An 18839-nucleotide genomic window follows, 5' to 3' on the forward strand; every position below is an offset into this window, starting at 1 on the left:
TCCGGTGCGGGTATTCCACACCGGATTTTTTATTTGGCAGCGCGGTCGTCGGCATAAATAATAAGAAGAAATAAGGGAGGATGGGTGTACCAGCTACGCAATACTCGTGATGAAATATTCGATTCGGCGGCATGCGGGCGCTATCGCGTGCTCTCTTTTTGCCCTGCAAGCGCGCCGCCGCCGCAGGGATGGCCGGTAATCTACCTGCTGGACGGCGCCCGCTATTTCCCCGTCGCCGTGTCGCTGATGGATGCGCTGGCCGGCCCGCGCTGCGGCATGACGCCGGGGATTATCGTCGCGTTGGATTATGAAGGGCCGACCCGACGCGAACGGGACTATCGTCCCGCCGTCGCACGCATCGTGCCGGAGGCAAACCCGGCGGGCGGTTATTATCCGTCCGGCATGGCGGGCGATGCGGCAGGGTTCCGTCGCTTTATGCAGGCGGAGTTAAAACCTTTTATCGCCGCCGGCTATGCCGTCGACAGCCGGCGCGAAGCCCTGTTCGGCCATTCCTACGGCGGTTTGTTTACCGTCGATACGCTGTTTGCCGCGCCAAACGCATTTCAGCATTTTTATGCCTCCAGCCCGTCCGTCTGGTGGAATGGCGGCTATCTTATGCAGCAGGTCGAACCCTTTCTGGCAACCAGTGCATTACAAAGGATGCGGCCGATCAGTCTGGCGCTGTCGGTGGGAGAATATGAACAGTCTCTGGAGCGCTGGGAGTTGGGTTTGCCGGACGCTCAGCGTCAGGCGTTGCGTCAGCATCGTCATCAGCGGCGGATGGTCGACGGGATCCGGGAACTGGCCTGGACGTTGCAAAAACGTTCGCCCAATTTACGCGTAACGCTGGATATCTATCCGCAACAGTCGCATCAATCCGCGCCCTTGTTCGCGTTACAGCATGCGCTGCGTACCCATTTTCAACAGGATTTGCCCGCGGGCGAATAATGCCCGGCCGCAAGACCGGCGATTATCGCCCGCGCATGACGCCCTGCGCTCAGGATACCGTCGCCGCCAGTTGCGGCACCGCCTGCGCGTTTGATTTTACCTCGCCGTGCGTTTGCTGCTGCTCCAGTTGGAAAATGGCGACGGCCTGCATTAACTGGCGCGCCTGTTCTTCCAGCGAGGCGGCCGCGGCGGCCGATTGTTCCACCAGCGAGGCGTTCTGTTGCGTCACGCCGTCCATTTCCGTCACCGCCTGACTGACCTGGCTGATGCCCTGGCTCTGTTCGTCCGAGGCGGCGGCGATCTCCGCCATCAGATCGTTCACCTGTTTGATGGAGGTAATCACGTCATCCATCACGTTGCCGGTGCGCGCCACCTGTTTGGCGCCCGCATCCACACGCTCGACGGATTCCGCAATCAGTCCTTCAATCTCTTTCGCCGCCTGAGCGCTTTTCTGCGCCAGATTACGCACTTCGCCGGCCACCACGGCGAATCCGCGCCCCTGCTCGCCGGCGCGCGCGGCTTCGACGGCGGCGTTCAGCGCCAGAATATTGGTCTGGAAGGCGATGCTGTTGATCATACCGGTGATTTCATTGATTTTACGCGAGCTGGTGGCGATGCTACCCATGATCTCGCCGAGTTCGCGCCCCATTTCCCAGCTCTGCTTCGCCACCGAGGTAGCTTTCTCCGCCAGCCCGGTAGCCTGATGCACATTGTCGGTATTATGTTTTACCGTGGTACCCAATTGTTCCATGCTGGCGGCGGTTTCCTGCAACGCGGCGGCCTGCTGTTCGGTGCGAGAAGAGAGGTCGTTGTTGCCTGCGCTGATCTCCGCCGCGCCCTGATAAATGGAATCCGCGCTGTTGCGAATGGTGGTCACCGTGATTTTCAGGCTCTCCTGCATGTCGCGCAGATAGGGGATTAACTGTCCGGCATCATTACGGCCGAAGTCTTCCAGCGCATGATCCAATTTTCCCTCAGCCAGCGTGCGGAAATGATCCCGGATGCGCACCAGAGGCTTGACGATAAAGCCCGTCAGGTAGCGATCGGTCAGCAGCAGAATGACGACGCCCGCGATCATCGCCGCAATCAGGATCTTTTTACACCAGTCGACCAGCGTATAGACGTGTTGTACGGTGGCGTTATCCGAGGCGATAGTCTGATAGTTGCCCGCCGCGGCGATAAACGCTTCGTTCAATGCTTGAAAATCGTCGCGGAACAACCGTCGGTATTCGGCGAATCTTTTCTCCAGCAGGGCGGTCATCATCGGCTGTAGACCCTGATCGATCAGTTTGCTCCATGAGGCGACGACCTCATCGACGATGAGCCGATCGATGTTGGTATGAGCCTGACCTTTGAATTTTTCGAGATTCTCCTGACTGCTTTTCAGCGCGGTATCGGCCGATGTCACGGTGGCGTCGATATCATCCAGTTTGCCGCTTTGCATCAGCGTCATTGCCCGGTTAATGCGGATCACCGAGCGCAGCGCCTGATCGGTGCCGTTCGTCAGGGTATTTAAGGACGCCACCTGCGTATTGCCGAGCGTCAGGTAATGGGTAGCCTGATTAAGCGATGACAGCGTAAACCACGATACGCCGCCCCACAGCAGTAGAAAAAGACTGAGAATAACCAACAAAACCTTTCTGATCGTAACATTCCGTAAAAAGGACATATGCACTCCCAAGCGTTGATATCAACCTGCCCATTAGGAAACTATCGGCAAGCGGGCGAATAGTTTGCATATTGATTTATTATGGCGTTCAGGTCGTTATTCCCTGCATACCGCTCATTGCCGCCGCGCGGGACGGCTTCAGCCGCGGCTTGATAGCGCCATAATTTATGGTCGATTTTACCGCTAACATGTTAATCTTCGGACGTTGGTCGTTATCGGATCCGCGTGATATCCGGCGGTTAAAATTAATGTAATGTTGCGATTGTGTTAATTAATTAACATTCAATTCAAATTCTGATATGCTGACAAGGCTGAACCGGGCGCTCTCTTACCTTACATCCCGTGCCGGAATACCGGCATGAACATTAGAATCTGGGACAAGAGCACCGGGCATAATGAAGACAATGAGAGCGAGGAGAAAGTCGTGCTAGAAGAATATCGTAAGCACGTGGCCGAGCGGGCTGCACAGGGAATTGTTCCCAAGCCGTTGGACGCCGTACAGATGGCGGCGCTGGTTGAGTCATTAAAACATCCGCCGGCCGGCGAAGAGGACGTTTTACTGGATCTGCTGATTAATCGTGTTCCCCCCGGCGTTGATGAAGCGGCATACGTTAAAGCCGGCTTTCTGGCCGCCATTGCCAAAGGCGAAGCCTCTTCCCCGTTGATCGATCCTGAAAAAGCCGTTGAACTGCTCGGCACCATGCAGGGCGGTTATAATATTCATCCCCTGATTGATGCGCTGGACAGCGACGCGCTGGCGCCGATTGCCGCGAAAGCGCTGTCGCACACGCTGCTGATGTTTGACAACTTCTATGACGTGGAAGAAAAGGCCAAAGCCGGCAACGCCTATGCGAAGCAGGTGATTCAGTCCTGGGCCGACGCCGAGTGGTTCCTTTCCCGTCCCGCCCTGGCGGAAAAAATTACCGTTACCGTCTTCAAGGTGACCGGCGAAACCAACACCGATGACCTGTCGCCGGCGCCGGATGCCTGGTCGCGCCCGGATATTCCGCTGCACGCGCTGGCGATGCTGAAAAACGCCCGCGAAGGCATCGAACCCGATCAGCCTGGCGTGGTCGGCCCGATCAAACAGATTGAAGCGCTGAATAAGAAAGGCTTCCCGCTGGCCTATGTCGGCGACGTGGTCGGCACCGGTTCTTCCCGTAAATCCGCCACCAACTCCGTGTTGTGGTTCATGGGCGACGACATTCCCCATGTGCCGAATAAACGCGCCGGCGGGGTGGTGCTGGGCGGCAAAATCGCGCCGATCTTCTTCAACACCATGGAAGATGCCGGCGCATTGCCGATTGAGGTGGATGTCGGCGATCTGAACATGGGCGATGTGATTGATATCTATCCCTATCAGGGCGAAGTCCGCCGCCATGATACCGGCGAGGTGCTGGCGACCTTCGAACTGAAAACCGACGTGCTGCTGGATGAAGTGCGCGCCGGCGGCCGTATTCCGTTGATTATCGGCCGCGGGCTGACGTCAAAAGCGCGTGAATCCCTGGGATTGCCGAACAGCGACGTATTCCGGGTGGCGAAAGCGGTGGCCGACAGCAACAAAGGCTTCTCGCTGGCGCAGAAAATGGTGGGTCGCGCCTGCGGCGTCGATGGTATTCGTCCGAACGAGTATTGCGAGCCGAAAATGACCTCCGTCGGTTCTCAGGATACCACCGGGCCGATGACCCGTGATGAGCTGAAAGATCTGGCCTGCCTGGGTTTCTCGGCCGATCTGGTGATGCAGTCGTTCTGCCACACCGCCGCTTATCCGAAGCCGGTGGATGTGACGACGCACCATACGCTGCCCGACTTCATTATGAACCGCGGCGGGGTATCGCTGCGTCCGGGAGATGGGGTGATCCACTCCTGGCTTAACCGCATGCTGCTGCCGGATACCGTCGGCACCGGCGGCGACTCCCATACCCGCTTCCCGATCGGCGTCTCCTTCCCGGCCGGCTCCGGGCTGGTGGCGTTTGCCGCCGCCACCGGCGTGATGCCGCTGGATATGCCGGAATCCGTGCTGGTGCGCTTTAAAGGCAAGATGCAACCGGGCATCACCCTGCGCGATCTGGTACACGCGATCCCGCTGTATGCGATTAAGCAAGGGCTGCTGACCGTCGAGAAGAAAGGCAAAAAGAACATTTTCTCCGGACGTATCCTGGAGATCGAAGGGTTGCCGGATCTGAAGGTGGAGCAGGCGTTCGAACTGACCGACGCCTCGGCGGAGCGTTCCGCCGCCGGTTGTACCATCAAGCTGGATAAAGCGCCGATCATCGAGTATCTGAACTCCAACATCGTGCTGTTGAAGTGGATGATTTCCGAAGGGTATGGCGATCGTCGTACGCTGGAGCGACGCATCCAGGGGATGGAAAAATGGCTGGCCGATCCGCAATTGCTGGAAGCGGACGAGGATGCGGAATACGCCGCGGTGATCGATATCGATCTGGCGGAAATCAAAGAGCCGATCCTCTGCGCGCCGAACGATCCGGACGATGCGCGTCTGCTGTCCGAGGTGGCCGGCGAGAAGATCGATGAAGTGTTTATCGGTTCCTGTATGACCAATATCGGTCACTTCCGCGCCGCCGGTAAACTGCTGGATAGCCATAAGGGCCAGTTGCCGACCCGCCTGTGGGTAGCGCCGCCGACCAAAATGGATGCCGCGCAGCTGACCGAAGAGGGCTACTACAGCGTGTTCGGCAAGAGCGGGGCGCGTATCGAGATCCCCGGCTGCTCGCTGTGTATGGGCAACCAGGCGCGCGTGGCCGACGGCGCGACGGTGGTCTCCACTTCGACGCGCAACTTCCCGAACCGTTTGGGAACCGGCGCCAATGTTTATCTGGCTTCCGCGGAGCTGGCGGCGGTGGCTTCGCTGCTGGGACGTCTGCCGACGCCGGATGAATACCAGACCTACATGGAGCAGGTGGATAAAACCGCGCTGGATACCTACCGCTATCTGAATTTTGACCGTCTGGATCAGTATACCGAGAAAGCGGACGGGGTGATTTTCCAGACCGCGGTGTAAATCGCGATAGTCGGTTTCTGCCTGATGACCCTGACCCCACCCCGGCCCTCCCCTTCGCAGGGGAGGGAGAATGCCCCTCCCCCTGACAAGCTGTCTCTTATACACAAATACGGGAGTGCTGACGGGGTTGGTTGTTACGCGGCGTAAAAAATTATGCAGCGGTGGACTTGGCCGCCGAGCGAGCCGCATGGATGCGGCGAAAGCCAGTGCCGCGTCGGGAACGCGTCACTGGCGGCTCGAATAGCGGTCAAGAACACCGATGGCACCGCGCAGCGGCATAATTTAGCCGCAAGCCCAGGTTCATAGGGGGCTGGCGCTTGAGCCCCCTATGTCGGGCGCGTGCTACGACGTAGCATGGAAATGGCGGCATTGTGGCGCACGAAACTGCCTCTGAGTCCGCATAAAAATGTGACTAAGAGACAGCTGACAAGGGGGAGGCCGGGAGGGGGTCATCACACCCTTGCGCCAAACTTCAATCAGCAATCTCAGAGGCCGTCAGGCCTCTTTTACCTTCCTCCGTAGCCGCATATAACTTTCCGTTACTGGATTAGTGCCTAATGGTATGACGATCCCGCACGCAATGGCGTGCCTTCCCCGGCGTATTTGCTCAATATATGGCTCGTGGTGGTCTCATATTATCGATAAGGTCTCTGATAACTCATCTGGGTTAAGCCGTAAGGAAAATGCTATGCCAAGTTTATTTGATCCGATCAAGATCGGCGCCATTCCGTTATCCAATCGTCTTGTTATGGCGCCGCTCACCCGTATGCACGCTTTTGAACAACGCATTCCCGGCGCGCTGTCGCTGGAATACTACGTTCAGCGGGCCAGCGCCGGTCTGATTTTGACCGAAGCCACCGCCATCACGCCGCAAGCGGTGGGGTATCCCAATACGCCGGGCATCTGGTCGGAAGCGCAGATCGCAAGCTGGAAAAAGATTAATGACGCGGTGCATCAGGCCGGCGGAAAAACGGTGATTCAGCTATGGCACGTCGGGCGTATTTCCGATCCGCTTTATCTGGATGGCGAATTGCCGGTCGCGCCCAGCGCCATTGCGCCGGAAGGCCATGTCGCCACCATCCGTCCGTATAAACCGTATGTGGTGCCGCGCGCGCTGGAAACGGCGGAAATCGCCGGACTGGTGGCGGATTTCCGTCAGGCGGCGGTAAATGCCGAACGCGCCGGCTTTGACGGCGTGGAAATCCATGCCGCCAATGGCTATCTGTTCGATCAATTCCTGCATGACGGCTCCAATAAACGAACGGACCAATATGGCGGCTCCATCGCCAATCGCGCCCGTTTCCTGCTGGAGACGGTGGATGCGATACTGGAGGTCTGGCCGGCGGATCGGGTAGGGGTGCATCTGAACACCATGTCCGACACCCATTCCGTGCAGGATTCCAATCCGCAGGCGCTATTCGGCTATGTGGCCGAACAATTGAATGAGCGGCATCTGGCGTTTATCTTCGTCCGTGAGACGCTGGAGACGCCTAACCGCATTCTGCCGCTGATTCGCGAACGGTTTGCCGGCGCGCTGATTGCCAATGACGGTCTGACGCGGGAGTCTGCCGAGCAACTGATCGCCAACGGTGAAGCGGATGCGGTGTCTTTCGGCCGGCTGTATATCGCCAATCCGGATCTGGCGGCGCGTTTTCGTCGTGATGCGCCGTTGAATGCGCTGAATAGCGCGACCATCTACAGCGCCGACGCTACCGGATACACCGACTACCCGACGCTGGAGCAGACCGAAGGCTAAGCGTCGTCCCGCCGTTTTTTCTGAGCGACCGCCTAGGCGGTCGGCTTCAGGTCGCCGATGTTATCCGGCACCGGATGGTAGCGCCCGCAGGGTACAATCAGCGGCGTATGGGACACCGGGTCGTCAACGATGATGCACGACATGCCGAACACCTGTTTGATCAGTTCGGCGCTGATAATCTCGGCGGGTTTCCCCTGCGCCATAATCTTGCCGTCGCGCATGACGATCAGATGATCGGCGTAACGGCAGGCCTGATTCAGATCGTGCAGCACCGCCACCAGCGTGCGGCCATGCTGTTGGTGCAGATCGCGAAACAGGTCGAGCAGGTCAATCTGGTGCGCCATATCCAGCCAGGTGGTGGGTTCGTCCAGCAACAACAGCGGCGTTTGCTGCGCCAGCACCATGGCTATCCAGACCCGCTGGCGCTGCCCGCCGGATAACTCATCCACGCTGCGTTCGGCCAGAGCATGCACGTTGGTGGCGCGCATCGCCTGTTCCACCGCCTCCTGATCCGCGGTATTCCACTGTCGCAGCAGGCTTTGATGAGGATAACGTCCGCGCGCCACCAGGTCCGCCACCGTGATGTTATCCGGCACGATGGCCTGCTGCGGCAGCAGGCCGATTTGCCGGGCCAGCGCTTTGGTGGGAAGTTGGCGGATATTTTTACCGTCCAGCAGCACCTCGCCCGACAGCGGTTTCAGTAGTCGGCACAGCGCCCGCAGCAGGGTGGATTTGCCGCAGGCGTTAGGGCCGATAATCACGCTGAATTGATTATCCGGGATTGCGACGCTCAATGCTTGCGCGATGATTTTTTTATCGTACGCGAGCGTCAGGTTGTTAGCATGCAAGAGATGCGTCATCAATATGATTACCCTTCAGGATGGTTAACGACGAGCTTCACGGATCAGCAGCCAAATCAGATAAATTCCGCCGATGCTGACCGTCACCGCGCCCACCGGAAGCTGAATATCGGCAAAGGCGTTCTGGGCGGTAATATCCGCCGCCAGCAGCAAGATGGCGCCGACCATCGCGGCGGAGAACAACGGCGTTCCGCTGGCGCGGGTCATGCGCCGGGCTATCTGCGGCGCGGCAAGCGCGATAAAGGATATCGGTCCGGCGGTGGCGGTGGCCACGGCGGTCAGACTGATGCCGAACAGCATCAGCCACAGACGGCTGGCCTCGGCGTTAACGCCAAGCGACCTGGCGCTGTCGTCGCCCATCTCCAGCAGTTGCAGCCGTTTTCCCATTAGCAGCGCGGCGACGATGGCCAGGGGAATGATAAACAGGGCGGGCCGGATTTTCGTCCAGGTCATGCCATTGAGCGATCCGGTTCCCCATAGCGCCGCCGTCATCACGCTTTCCAACGCGCCGGTAATGATAAGCCAGGTATTGAATGCAACCAGAATCGCGCTGATGGCGATGCCGACGATAATTAAGCGAAAGCCGACGATACCGCCGCGCCAGGCCAGCAGATAGACCAATGCCGCGGTGGCGATGCCGCCCAGCATCGCGCCGCTGGCGATCTGGTAGTCGCTGCCGTGCAGCAGAATGATAACCAGCAACGCGCCGGTATAGGCGCCGGAATTAAACCCGATGATATCCGGGCTGCCCAGCGGGTTACGGATAATCGACTGGAAAATCGCGCCGCTGACGCCCAGCGCGGCGCCAAGCAACAGCGCGACAATCGCCCGGGGCGCGCGCCACTGCGTGACGACGGTGACGACGCCGGGCTCGCCATGACCGGTGAAGGCCCGCCAGACGTCGAACGGCGACAAGGACAAGGTGCCGAGGCTAACCGCCAGGGTAAGCAGCAGCAGGCTTAACAGCAGCAGTATACTGTTGATGGTCAGCACGCGCAGCGGCAGGCGGCCATAGCGATTTCCCGACGGGCCACGGAGGCGCTGGGTTCTGGTGTTCATATTGCGTTTCCTTACACTTTGCGCCGACGAACCAGCCAGATCAGCACGGGCGCGCCGATGAAGGCGGTGACAATCGACACCCGCAATTCGCCGGGAACCAGTAAACGGCCGGTGATATCGGCGCACAGCAGCAGCACCGGCGCAAATAGCAGGGAATAGATCAGAATCCAGCGCTGATCCGGCCCCGCCCACCAGCGGGCGATATGCGGGATCATCAGCCCGACAAAACCAATCGGCCCGACCAGCGCGGTGGCGGAACCGCACATCAGCATGATCGCCAGCACCGCGACCACACGTATCAGCGCCACGCGGGTGCCTAGCGCGGTCGCGACATCTTCCCCCATGCTGAGCGCATTCAGCGAGCGGGATGCCGCCAGCGCCAGTCCGCAGCCCAGCAAGATGGTCGGCGTGACCAGGGCGATATGGCGCAGGGAGCGAATATCCAGCGTGCCGGCTTCCCAGATTCTCATCTGGTCGAACGCATCGGGATTCAGCAGTGAGATTGATGAGGTGAGGCCCGTCAGGACGGCGCTTAACGCCACGCCGGCCAGCGTTAAGCGAACGGGATTGATACGGCCGCCGCTGAGCGTGCCGATGATCCAGACCATCAGGCTGGCCGCCAGTACGCCCAGCCAGGCGAATCCGAGCCAGGCGGCCATGCCATGAATGCCGAACCAGGTAATGCCGATCACGATGGCGAAGCTGGCGCCGGCGTTGACGCCGAGGATGCCGGGATCGGCAAGCGGATTGCGCGTCAGCGCCTGAATTACCGCGCCCGCGCCGCCTAGCGCCATACCGACGATAATACCCGCCAGCGTACGCGGCAGCCGGGCGTGAAGAATAATGGTGCTGTCCGCATTGTCGATCTGTCCGGTCAGGCTCATCCAGACTACTTCCGGCGAAATGGGTTTGGCGCCGAGCATCAGGCTGGCGACGGCGCTGACGGCGATAAGCGTCAGACACAGGATGATGCCGGATAAGCGTCTTATGCCAGGGGGATTGGAAGGACTCGACATATTCTTGACGGCTTCAGGATGGGGATATGACATCACGCAATGAGCGCTCCCTTCATTAAAGAATAAATATAATAATTATTATCATTATAACTATGCTAGCACGCGTCATTCAGCAAATACATTGACCTAAACCCGGTGTTTGGCTGCGCCGGGGTTCGGCCACGGGCATAATCCCCGGCGCGCTGCGATGGTCCGGCAGCGGGAATCGGCGGCTAAGACTTGGGGAAATAACGCTCAATGCTATCCAGCATGTTATTGGCGCTGTAATAATCCAGCCGGAAGGTATCCAATCCCAGAGCCCACACGTGATTTTTCACCACTGGTTCCAGGTGGCTAAGGAAAGGATTGCCTATCACTTTATAAACCGTTCTCTCGTCCGCGGAAAACAGCAGCAACGATTTGCCGTTAAGGCTATCGGCCATGTTCTCGCCGGAGATTTGGATAATATCCTGACGCTTGCCCTGCGAGGTTTCCGCTTTGATCCCCTTCGGCAGCGCGGCGAGCTGAAATCCCAATTCTTTCAGCAACTGTCCTTGCGCCGATGCGCCGGTCCAGAGATTCACGCCGCGGCCGTCCTCATAGTACACCAGCGCGGAAACCGGCTGCGGCGGCAGTTGAATGGCCTGTTTGACGGCGAGCACCCGCTGTTCGAACTGGCTAACGATACGTTGCGCATCGGCCTCATGACCGGTTACCTCGCCAAGCTGCTGCGCCAACTGTTGCCAGCTTTTATCGCCGTAATCGATGACCAGCGTCGGGGCGATCGCGGACAATTGCTCGTACAGCTTGAGCGCCGAATCCCCTCCGGTGGCGGCAATGACGATCAGGTCGGGCGCCGTGGCGGCGATGGCTTCGGCGTTCGGCTCCGTGACGTAAAGCGGTTTTACGCCGCGTTCTTTGGCCTGCTGACTCCACTGCGAAAAGAATCCCTGACTATCCGCCACCGCGCTGCGCGGGCTGGTGGCGCCAGAGCCAATCAGCGGCGCATTGATGGCGAGTAGCGTTCCGCTGATGGTTACGCTGGTGGAGACAATCCGCTGTGGCGGCTGTTGCAGCGTCAGCGGGCCTTTGAGGGTCTGTACGGTTCGGGGCCAGCCGTCATGAGGCTGGCCGGCGGATGCCGGCGGCGAGGCGTCCTGCGTGTCGCAGCCGCTGATAAGCATGCTGACCAACAAACCGAATACCAGCACGAATAGGTTATAAATATGCTGCCGACCTTTTTGCATAGCCGTATGACTCCTTTACGGACTGCGAATAACGGATGTGGTAGAGGAGGTTAGCGGTAATGCTTCTCATATACAACAATACGTGACGGCATGCCGGGGAAACGAGCCCTTCGGGTCGTCACCTGCGACGTTAAAAATTGCTCCTGGCAATTTTTTATAGCGGGCTATCCCTGCCCGCCACCCTTCGGGCCGTCGCAAGCAACGTTAAAAATTGCTCCTGGCAATTTTTTATAGCGGGCTATCCCTGCCCGCCACCCTTTGGGTCGTCGCAAGCGACGTTAAAAATTTCTCCCGGAAATTTTTTCTTGCGAGCGTGTTTGCAGGGTGGGGCGTATTACCTTTACCCGCGAGCGGCAGGCGCTATCGTGGCGTTTTTAGGGACGCCATTCGCCAGGGACGACATGCAATCACATGATAAGGTATTCAAACTTTTTCTCAGCGATATTGCTGTGGCGCGGGATTTTCTGTCCATCCATCTGCCGCCGGATATAGGTGAACGCTGCGATTTCAACACGCTGCAACTGGAGTCAGCCTCGTTTGTGGATGAAGCGCTGCGCGCCCGGGTATCCGATATGCTCTATTCGCTGCAAACCACTGCCGGAACCGGCTATATCTACTGTTTGATTGAGCATCAGAGCAAACCGGAAAACATGATGGCATTCCGCCTGATTCGTTACTGTCTGGCGGCGATGCAGCAACATCTTGAACAGGGCCATGATCAGTTGCCGCTGGTGGTGCCGCTGCTGTTCTATCAGGGAGAACGCAGTCCGTATCCGTACAGCCTGCGCTGGCTGGATGCCTTTGATGATCCGGTTTTGGCGACCCGGATATACAGCAAGGCTTTTCCGCTGATTGATCTGACTGTGACTTCTGATGAGGAGATTAAAACCCACCGGCGGGCGGCGTTGCTGGAGTTGGTGCAAAAGCATATCCGTACGCGGGATATGCTGGAACTGGCGCGAGATATCGGGTTATTATTTGAACGCTGGCAGGTGCCGCTGAGGCAGAAAAAGGCGTTGCTGTACTACATCGCGCAAACCGGCAATACATCCAGACCAGCCGATTTTATCGAAATAGTGGCGGAGCCGTTGTCAACGGATCGGGAGGAGATAATGACGATTGCGCAGCAGCTGAAACAAATTGGATTTGAAGAGGGGTTGCAGGCCGGAGTAATACAGGGAAGAGAGCAAGGCATAGAACAAGGTATAGAGCAAGGTATGAAAACCAGCGCGCGGCAGATTGCGCGCCAGTTACTGCTGACCGGCATGGCGCGCGAGCAGGTTCAGCAAATTACCCGGCTTTCCGACGAGGAGATGGCGCAGTTGGCGCTCTCCGCTAACGAAAACTGACGGCTCGCCATCCGCAGGACTTGATAGTGCGCTTGATTTTGACGTTATCTCTGTTGACGAACGTATTTTCCCAGAAACGGCGCGGTAATCGATGTGGGCGAGGCCAGCATGTCCGCAGGCGTTCCCGAGAAAATGATTTTTCCCCCTTGTCTGCCTGCGCCGGGTCCCATTTCGATCAGCCAGTCGGCGTGGGCGATTACCGCCAGATTGTGTTCCACGGCGATAACGGTATGCCCTTTTCGGGTCAGATCATCGAACACCTTCAGCAGGCGTTCAATATCCGCTATATGCAGCCCGGCGGTCGGTTCGTCAAAAATATACAGATTGCCGTTTTCTTTCAGTTGGGCGGCCAGCTTCAGACGCTGGCGTTCTCCGCCGGAAAGCGTAGTGAGCCGTTGCCCGAGTTGGATATATCCCAGCCCGACGCGTACCAAGCGTTGTAAAGGCGCGACGATATCTTCCTGTCCGGAAAAATAATGCACGGCTTCGATAACCGGTAAGGACAATACCCCGGCAATGTTGTAACCGCGCCAATTCACCGCTCGGGCCGCCTCATTGAATCCTGTCCCTGCGCAGGCTTCACAGGGCGTTTCCACATCGTCCATAAACGCCAGATCGGTTTGCACCTGGCCCAGCCCTTTGCATAACGGGCAAGCGCCCTGCGCATTGTGGCTGAAAAGAGCGGCCGGTTTCCCGCTGGTGCGGGCGAACAGCGCTCTGACCGGGTCAAGCGCGCCAAGATAACTGATGATGGAGGCACGCCGCGTCCCGCCCAGCGCGCGTTGATCGATAAGGACGGCATGCGGGTAATAACGGGGCAGCAGGCGATTGACCAGCGTACTTTTGCCGGAGCCAGCGACCCCGGTCACGACGGTGAAAACGCCGGTCGGCACAGAGACGCTAAGGTGATTCAGGCTATACAGCGAGACATCGTGCAATGACAGTTGGCCGGTAGGGCGACGAACGTTGGTTTTGATCTTTGCCGGGCGGGACAAACAGCGGCCGGTCAGCGTATCAGCGCGACGCAGACCGGAATACGTTCCCTGATAGACGATATTTCCTCCCTCCGCGCCGGCTTTCGGGCCCATATCCACCACCCGATCGGCAATGGCGATGACGTCCGGATCATGTTCCACCACCAGCACGGTATTGCCTTTATCACGCAGCCGGCGCAGCAACGTATTCAACTGATGCACGTCGCGGGGATGCAGCCCCGCGCTGGGCTCATCGAAAATATAAGCGATATCGGTCAGGCTGCTGCCCAGATGGCGCACCATTTTTACCCGCTGCGATTCTCCCCCGGACAGGCTGGCGGTTTCCCGATTCAGGCTCAGGTAGTCCAGCCCGATGGCGACCATTTGTTCCAGCCGCTCAGCGATGGCGGCGATCACGGTGGCGACGGGCGCGGCCTTGATGCTGCGGATGAATGGCAACAGATCGGATACTTCCATGGCGGCGCAATCGGCAATGGATTGACCCGCTATCCGACAAGACAGGATGCTTGGGTTGAGTCGCGCGCCATTGCAGTCCGAGCAGGTCTGGCGGACGAGCACGCGAGCCAGACCTTGGCGTTCCGCCTGCGTCAGTCGGCTGGGTTCGTGATCCAGATAGGCGCGGCGAAAGCGCGGCAGCACGCCCTGAAAGCGCGCGCTGGCGGGCCAGCCCGGCAAAGGATGGGACACCGGCAGATCGTCGGCGGACAGCAACATTTGCCATTCCGCTTCGCTGTAATCCTTCAATGGTTTGTCGCAATCGAACAGGCCGGAACAGGTGTAACGTTTCCAGCGGAAAGTCCCGGGGGCAAAGGTGGAAAAGCGGATTGCCCCCTGATTCAGCGACTTGCTGCGATCGAACAAGCGCTCAAGATCGAGATGATTGACGACGCCCAATCCTTCGCACGTTGGACACATGCCCTGCGGATGATTAAAGGAAAAGACGTTGGCATAGCCGACGAACGGCTGCCCGGCCCGTGAAAATAGCAGCCTCAACAGCGGTTGGATATCGGTGACGGTGCCGACGGTAGAGCGTGCGTTGCCGCCTAACGGCTTTTGGTCGACAACGATGGAGGCGGGCAGGTTGCGCAGGGCGTCGGCCTGCGGCTGACCGTAGTGCGGCAGCCGATGGCGGACGAAAGCGCTATGGCTTTCGTTAAGCTGCCGCTGTGATTCGGCGGCGATGGTGTCAAAAACCAGGGATGACTTGCCGGAGCCGGATACGCCGGTGAAGACGGTGATGCGGTGTTTCGGGATGCTCAGGCTCACATCACGCAGATTATTGTTACGGGCGCCGATGATCTCAATATCCCGGTAATCTGTTTTTTCATGACTCATGAGCGATTTGTCTCATGCAGATCGGGACTCTCCAGCGCTACGCTGGCTTTGTCGCATAATTCGCTGAAGATGGCCTGCTCGCCCGGCGTCAGGGCCGCCATCACCCGTTGCGCCGCATCCTGACGGCCAATCGCGGCGCGCGCCAGAAAGTCCAGCCCGTGTTCGGTCAGGAGCGTAACTTGTTCGCGGCGATCGCCGTCGGCGGACGCCTGAGTCACCAGATCCAGATCTTTCAGCACCCGTAAGGCTTTGGAGACGCCGCTTCGGGCAATACCCAGCCGCTCGCTTAACTGCGTCGGCGTCGCCGCGCCGTGCAGGCGCAATAGCTCAAGGATATCGTACTGTCCCCAGGTTACGGTTTCCGGCGTGTAACGGGAACGACGAGCGACGAGGACGCATTGCAGTCTGGATAAGGCGTTTTCTAACGCTCCCGGCGAACGGGAAGAGTCTGGTATGGTCATGATGGCGAGGTTTTCTTCTGTTAAGTTCCAGGTGGAAATCATATTTGCGATTTATTGGCTTTAATTTAGCAAATTGATTTCTTTTTAGAAAGCATTTGTGGTGTATTCTCCTGATGTGATGGTTGAGGGCCGTCGCAAGCGACGTTAAAAATCGCTCCTGGCGATTTTTTATGACGGGCTATCCCTGCCCGTCACCCTGCGGGCCGTCGCGGGGCGACGTTAAAAATCGCTCCTGGCGATTTTTTATTCGGAGCAATCGGCTTCGCTTAGCATTTTGGCCCGCCCCATCGCCTGGGTACGGCTGGTGACGTCAAGCTTGCCGTAGAGATTCTTTAAGTGCCATTTGACCGTATCAACCGAGATATCCATGCTGCGGGCGATCTCTTTGTTCGAGCGGCCCTGGGCGACCAGCAGCAGCGTCTGATTTTCGCGTTCGGTCAGCGGAGGCAAGGGGCGCCAATCGGCAATCGGGCCGACGTCAATTTGCGGCGCGGCGCGTAACAGATTAGCGATATAGCCGCGCTCGTCGGCGTCCGCCCGGCTCTGCATGTGTTGAAGCAGCGGGTGGATTTCAGCGCCGGCATCCAGCAGGCTGCGCTTCAGATTTTGACTTCTGGCCAGTTTTATCACCGGCGACAGCGCGTCTGCGGACTGCTGCCGCTCGCCTTCCCGCCACCAGGCTACCGCACACAGCGCGCGTAGCCTTAGCGCTTCCAGTATGCAGCGGCGTTCCTCCAGTTGCCGCACCAACGGCCACAGCAGACGCGCCGCCTTACCGGGCAGGCCTTCATCCATCAGTATCAGGGCTTGCGCGGTGAGATGGCTGGTTTGCAGGTAGTTGGCGTGCGGCAAGGTCCGGCGATATTTTTCTCTGAGCGCGGTTAATTGCCCCATCAACTCCCGCGCCTGGCATCGCTGGTTTTGCAGCACGGCGACCCGGATCTGTTCCGCCAGCAGCATGCCTTGCAGCCGCGGCCAGCCCCGGCCGATCACCACCTGTTGCGCGTGTTCCAGCAGCACTTTGGCCTGTGCCGGGTCGTGCGGCAAGGCGCGCCGGACCAGCGCCCGATAGGCGCTTAGCAAGGCGTCCGGCGGCGCGAAAATATCGATTTTGGCTAAATGCGGAGCGACCTGCGAATCCAGCAGCAGGACGTTGTCCTCTTCATAATGAATTTCCGCCAGCAGGGCCTGTAACGTCGCGCTGCCGCAGGAGTCGACGCCGGTCAGACGCTCGGCCTGCTTTAATGCCTGCCGGTAATATACTTCGCCGGTGCGTAAATCCGCCTGACGCACATGATGGAGCCCCAGAATGAACGCCCGATAGACGCTGACGAATAAATTATCCTGCGGCGCGCAAGGCGAGGGCATATGTTGCTGCACCGCGGCGACGTCCTGATAGCGGTCCTGCACCAGATAGTCGTAGCTGAGGATATTGCACACCAGACCATCCACCCAGCTGTCGCCGCAGGGAACCCGCTTGAGCAGCGGTCTGGCCAAGGCTTCGCTGGTCACAATATCTTCGGCGAACGAGGCGGCGATGGCGCTGATCACCTGCCATTTAATGCGCAACCGTTCGCTTAGCTGATGAAGCGCGAAGCCGGACTGTAGCCGGTTCAGCAGCGCTTTTGCTTCATCAAAACGAAAGTAGTGGGCCAGCGCCCAGGCCAGGTTCAACTGTAGCTCAATGCGTTCTTCGCGGGCGCCCTCGGTTAACGGCAACTGTTGCAGCCAGCGAACCAGCGTATCGAGATCGCCTTCTTCGGCCAGCGATTGCGCGCTCGGCGCGGCGTAGGCGGCGCTGTTGTCCAGCTTGCCCGCCGCCAGCGCATGGCGAATGGCCTCCGCCCAGTAGCCGTTGGCCGCCAGCCAGTTGCTGGCGCGCTCATGCAGTTCGGCGATTTTTACCGGCCCGTTGGCCAGGCGCTCATATTGCGCCTCGGCAAACAGCGAGTGGTAGCGAAACCAGCCCCCCTGCTGGTCCAGCGGCGAAATGAACAGGTTATGCTGTTCGATAAAATGCAGCATCTGTTTACCGTCGCTGCGCAGGGTGACGGCGTTGCATAACTCCGGCGTGAAGCGATTGAGAATCGAGGTCTGTAATAAAAACTGCTGGATTTCCGGCGGCAAGGGATTCAGCACCACTTCCTGTAGATAGCGCGCCATCTGTTTGGCGCCGGCCGGGCCTTCGAGGGTCTGAAACAGGGTGTCGCCGCTGCCGGTCGCGGAGAGCGCGGCTACCTGGATGCCGATGATCCAGCCTTCGGTGATCGCCAACAGCCGCTGGATATCGGCCTGATCGAGATTCTGATGGGCGGTCTCGGCGAAGTACGCCAGAATTTCCGCCGGATTGAAGCGCAGATCGTTGATATCGATCATCACCATCTGGTTGCTCGCCAGCATGCGCATCAGCGGCAACGTCGGCAGGCTGCGGCTTCCCAGCAGCAGGTGCAGGCAGGCCGGCGCGTAGTTTACCAGTTCGTTGATATCCTGCAAAATCACCGGATTACGTATCAGATGAAAGTCGTCGATCACCAGATACAGCGGGGTCTGGCGCTGGCTCAGGCTGTTGATCAGATTGCGGATAAACCCGTCTTCGGTACACAGCGAGGCGCCCGGCGCAATGGGTTCAAGCTGGCTGAACAGCGCGCCGCAATAAGGGTGCAGGGCGGCCAACAGATAGCGGCGGAAATCATGCAGGGCATTGTCCTGTTCGTCCAGACTCAGCCAGGCCACGCAGTTCCCCTGGGAAATCATGTCCTGCTGCCATTGGCTCAGCAGGGTGGTTTTCCCGAATCCGGCGCCGGCGCACACCAGCGCCAGGCTGAGTTGATGAACCCGATCCAGATGAGATAACAGGCGATCGCGGCGTAAAACGGCGCCGGAAGTGCGCGGCGGAGACAGTTTTGTCGCTATCAGCGGCAGTCCGTGGCTGAGCGTAAATGACTTCTGACGATAATCGATGGCTGACGTGAGCGTCGGGTACAAAAGGTTCTCATTCATGGGGCGCGATCCTCATGTGGTCCTGTTGTCCAGGTTGTGATTCGCCGGCGTAATGGCTGCGCTTTTTACCCCCCCAATTTAGCCGCCTTGACTACCCGTTCGGGTAGTTATCCCCGCCGTTTTATCTTTCTATCTTAGTCTCT

12 protein-coding genes are annotated in these 18839 nt (G+C 58.7%); 4 read left to right on the top strand and 8 right to left on the bottom strand.

The window, feature by feature from the left end; all coding sequences use genetic code 11:
- The first annotated feature begins 84 nt into the window (after positions 1 to 84).
- A complete protein-coding gene (locus ABRZ28_RS04115) occupies positions 85 to 948 on the top strand; it encodes an alpha/beta hydrolase (protein WP_319604588.1) in 864 nt (287 codons plus the stop codon).
- Positions 949 to 997: 49 nt separating this feature from the next.
- Here the strand turns inward: ABRZ28_RS04115 and ABRZ28_RS04120 are convergent, their stop codons facing one another.
- Complete coding sequence (locus tag ABRZ28_RS04120) at positions 998 to 2617, bottom strand: methyl-accepting chemotaxis protein (RefSeq protein WP_330519552.1); 1620 nt, start codon at positions 2615 to 2617, stop codon at positions 998 to 1000.
- A gap of 424 nt (positions 2618 to 3041) precedes the next feature.
- On the opposite strand from ABRZ28_RS04120, the gene acnB reads away from it, so the two are divergent.
- Entirely contained in the window at positions 3042 to 5639 is a 2598-nt protein-coding gene (gene acnB / locus ABRZ28_RS04125) for a bifunctional aconitate hydratase 2/2-methylisocitrate dehydratase (protein WP_319604769.1), read from the top strand.
- Positions 5640 to 6327: 688 nt separating this feature from the next.
- Positions 6328 to 7395, top strand: coding sequence for an alkene reductase (locus ABRZ28_RS04130; protein ID WP_330519553.1), 1068 nt, complete (start codon positions 6328 to 6330; stop codon positions 7393 to 7395).
- A 32-nt stretch (positions 7396 to 7427) separates the two neighbouring features.
- On the opposite strand, the gene ABRZ28_RS04135 is transcribed toward ABRZ28_RS04130, so the two are convergent.
- From ABRZ28_RS04135 to fepB, 4 genes are all read right to left on the bottom strand, one after another.
- Complete coding sequence (locus ABRZ28_RS04135; RefSeq protein ID WP_330519554.1) at positions 7428 to 8255, bottom strand: ABC transporter ATP-binding protein; 828 nt, start codon at positions 8253 to 8255, stop codon at positions 7428 to 7430.
- A 24-nt stretch (positions 8256 to 8279) separates the two neighbouring features.
- Entirely contained in the window at positions 8280 to 9314 is a 1035-nt protein-coding gene (gene fepG / locus ABRZ28_RS04140; protein WP_330519555.1) for an iron-enterobactin ABC transporter permease, read from the bottom strand.
- Between the two features lie 11 nt (positions 9315 to 9325).
- Complete coding sequence (gene fepD / locus ABRZ28_RS04145; protein WP_319604768.1) at positions 9326 to 10330, bottom strand: Fe(3+)-siderophore ABC transporter permease; 1005 nt, start codon at positions 10328 to 10330, stop codon at positions 9326 to 9328.
- A 212-nt stretch (positions 10331 to 10542) separates the two neighbouring features.
- Positions 10543 to 11556 (bottom strand): Fe2+-enterobactin ABC transporter substrate-binding protein, encoded by a 1014-nt coding sequence (gene fepB / locus ABRZ28_RS04150; protein WP_330519556.1) that lies wholly within the window; start codon positions 11554 to 11556, stop codon positions 10543 to 10545.
- Positions 11557 to 11957: 401 nt separating this feature from the next.
- Between fepB and ABRZ28_RS04155 the strand changes: the two genes are divergently transcribed.
- Complete coding sequence (locus ABRZ28_RS04155; RefSeq protein WP_330519557.1) at positions 11958 to 12905, top strand: Rpn family recombination-promoting nuclease/putative transposase; 948 nt, start codon at positions 11958 to 11960, stop codon at positions 12903 to 12905.
- 44 nt (positions 12906 to 12949) lie between these two features.
- On the opposite strand, the gene ABRZ28_RS04160 is transcribed toward ABRZ28_RS04155, so the two are convergent.
- The 3 genes from ABRZ28_RS04160 to ABRZ28_RS04170 form a co-directional block, all read right to left on the bottom strand.
- Entirely contained in the window at positions 12950 to 15235 is a 2286-nt protein-coding gene (locus ABRZ28_RS04160; protein WP_330519558.1) for an ATP-binding cassette domain-containing protein, read from the bottom strand.
- Complete coding sequence (locus ABRZ28_RS04165) at positions 15232 to 15696, bottom strand: MarR family winged helix-turn-helix transcriptional regulator (protein WP_319604393.1); 465 nt, start codon at positions 15694 to 15696, stop codon at positions 15232 to 15234. Before ABRZ28_RS04165 ends, ABRZ28_RS04160 begins: the two co-directional genes overlap by 4 nt.
- 243 nt (positions 15697 to 15939) lie before the next feature.
- On the bottom strand, positions 15940 to 18696 hold the full coding sequence (locus ABRZ28_RS04170) for a winged helix-turn-helix domain-containing protein (protein ID WP_330519559.1): 2757 nt from the start codon (positions 18694 to 18696) through the stop codon (positions 15940 to 15942).
- Positions 18697 to 18839: the final 143 nt, after the last annotated feature.

Source organism: Brenneria sp. g21c3 (genome assembly GCF_040240345.1).
GTDB lineage: Bacteria > Pseudomonadota > Gammaproteobacteria > Enterobacterales > Enterobacteriaceae > Brenneria.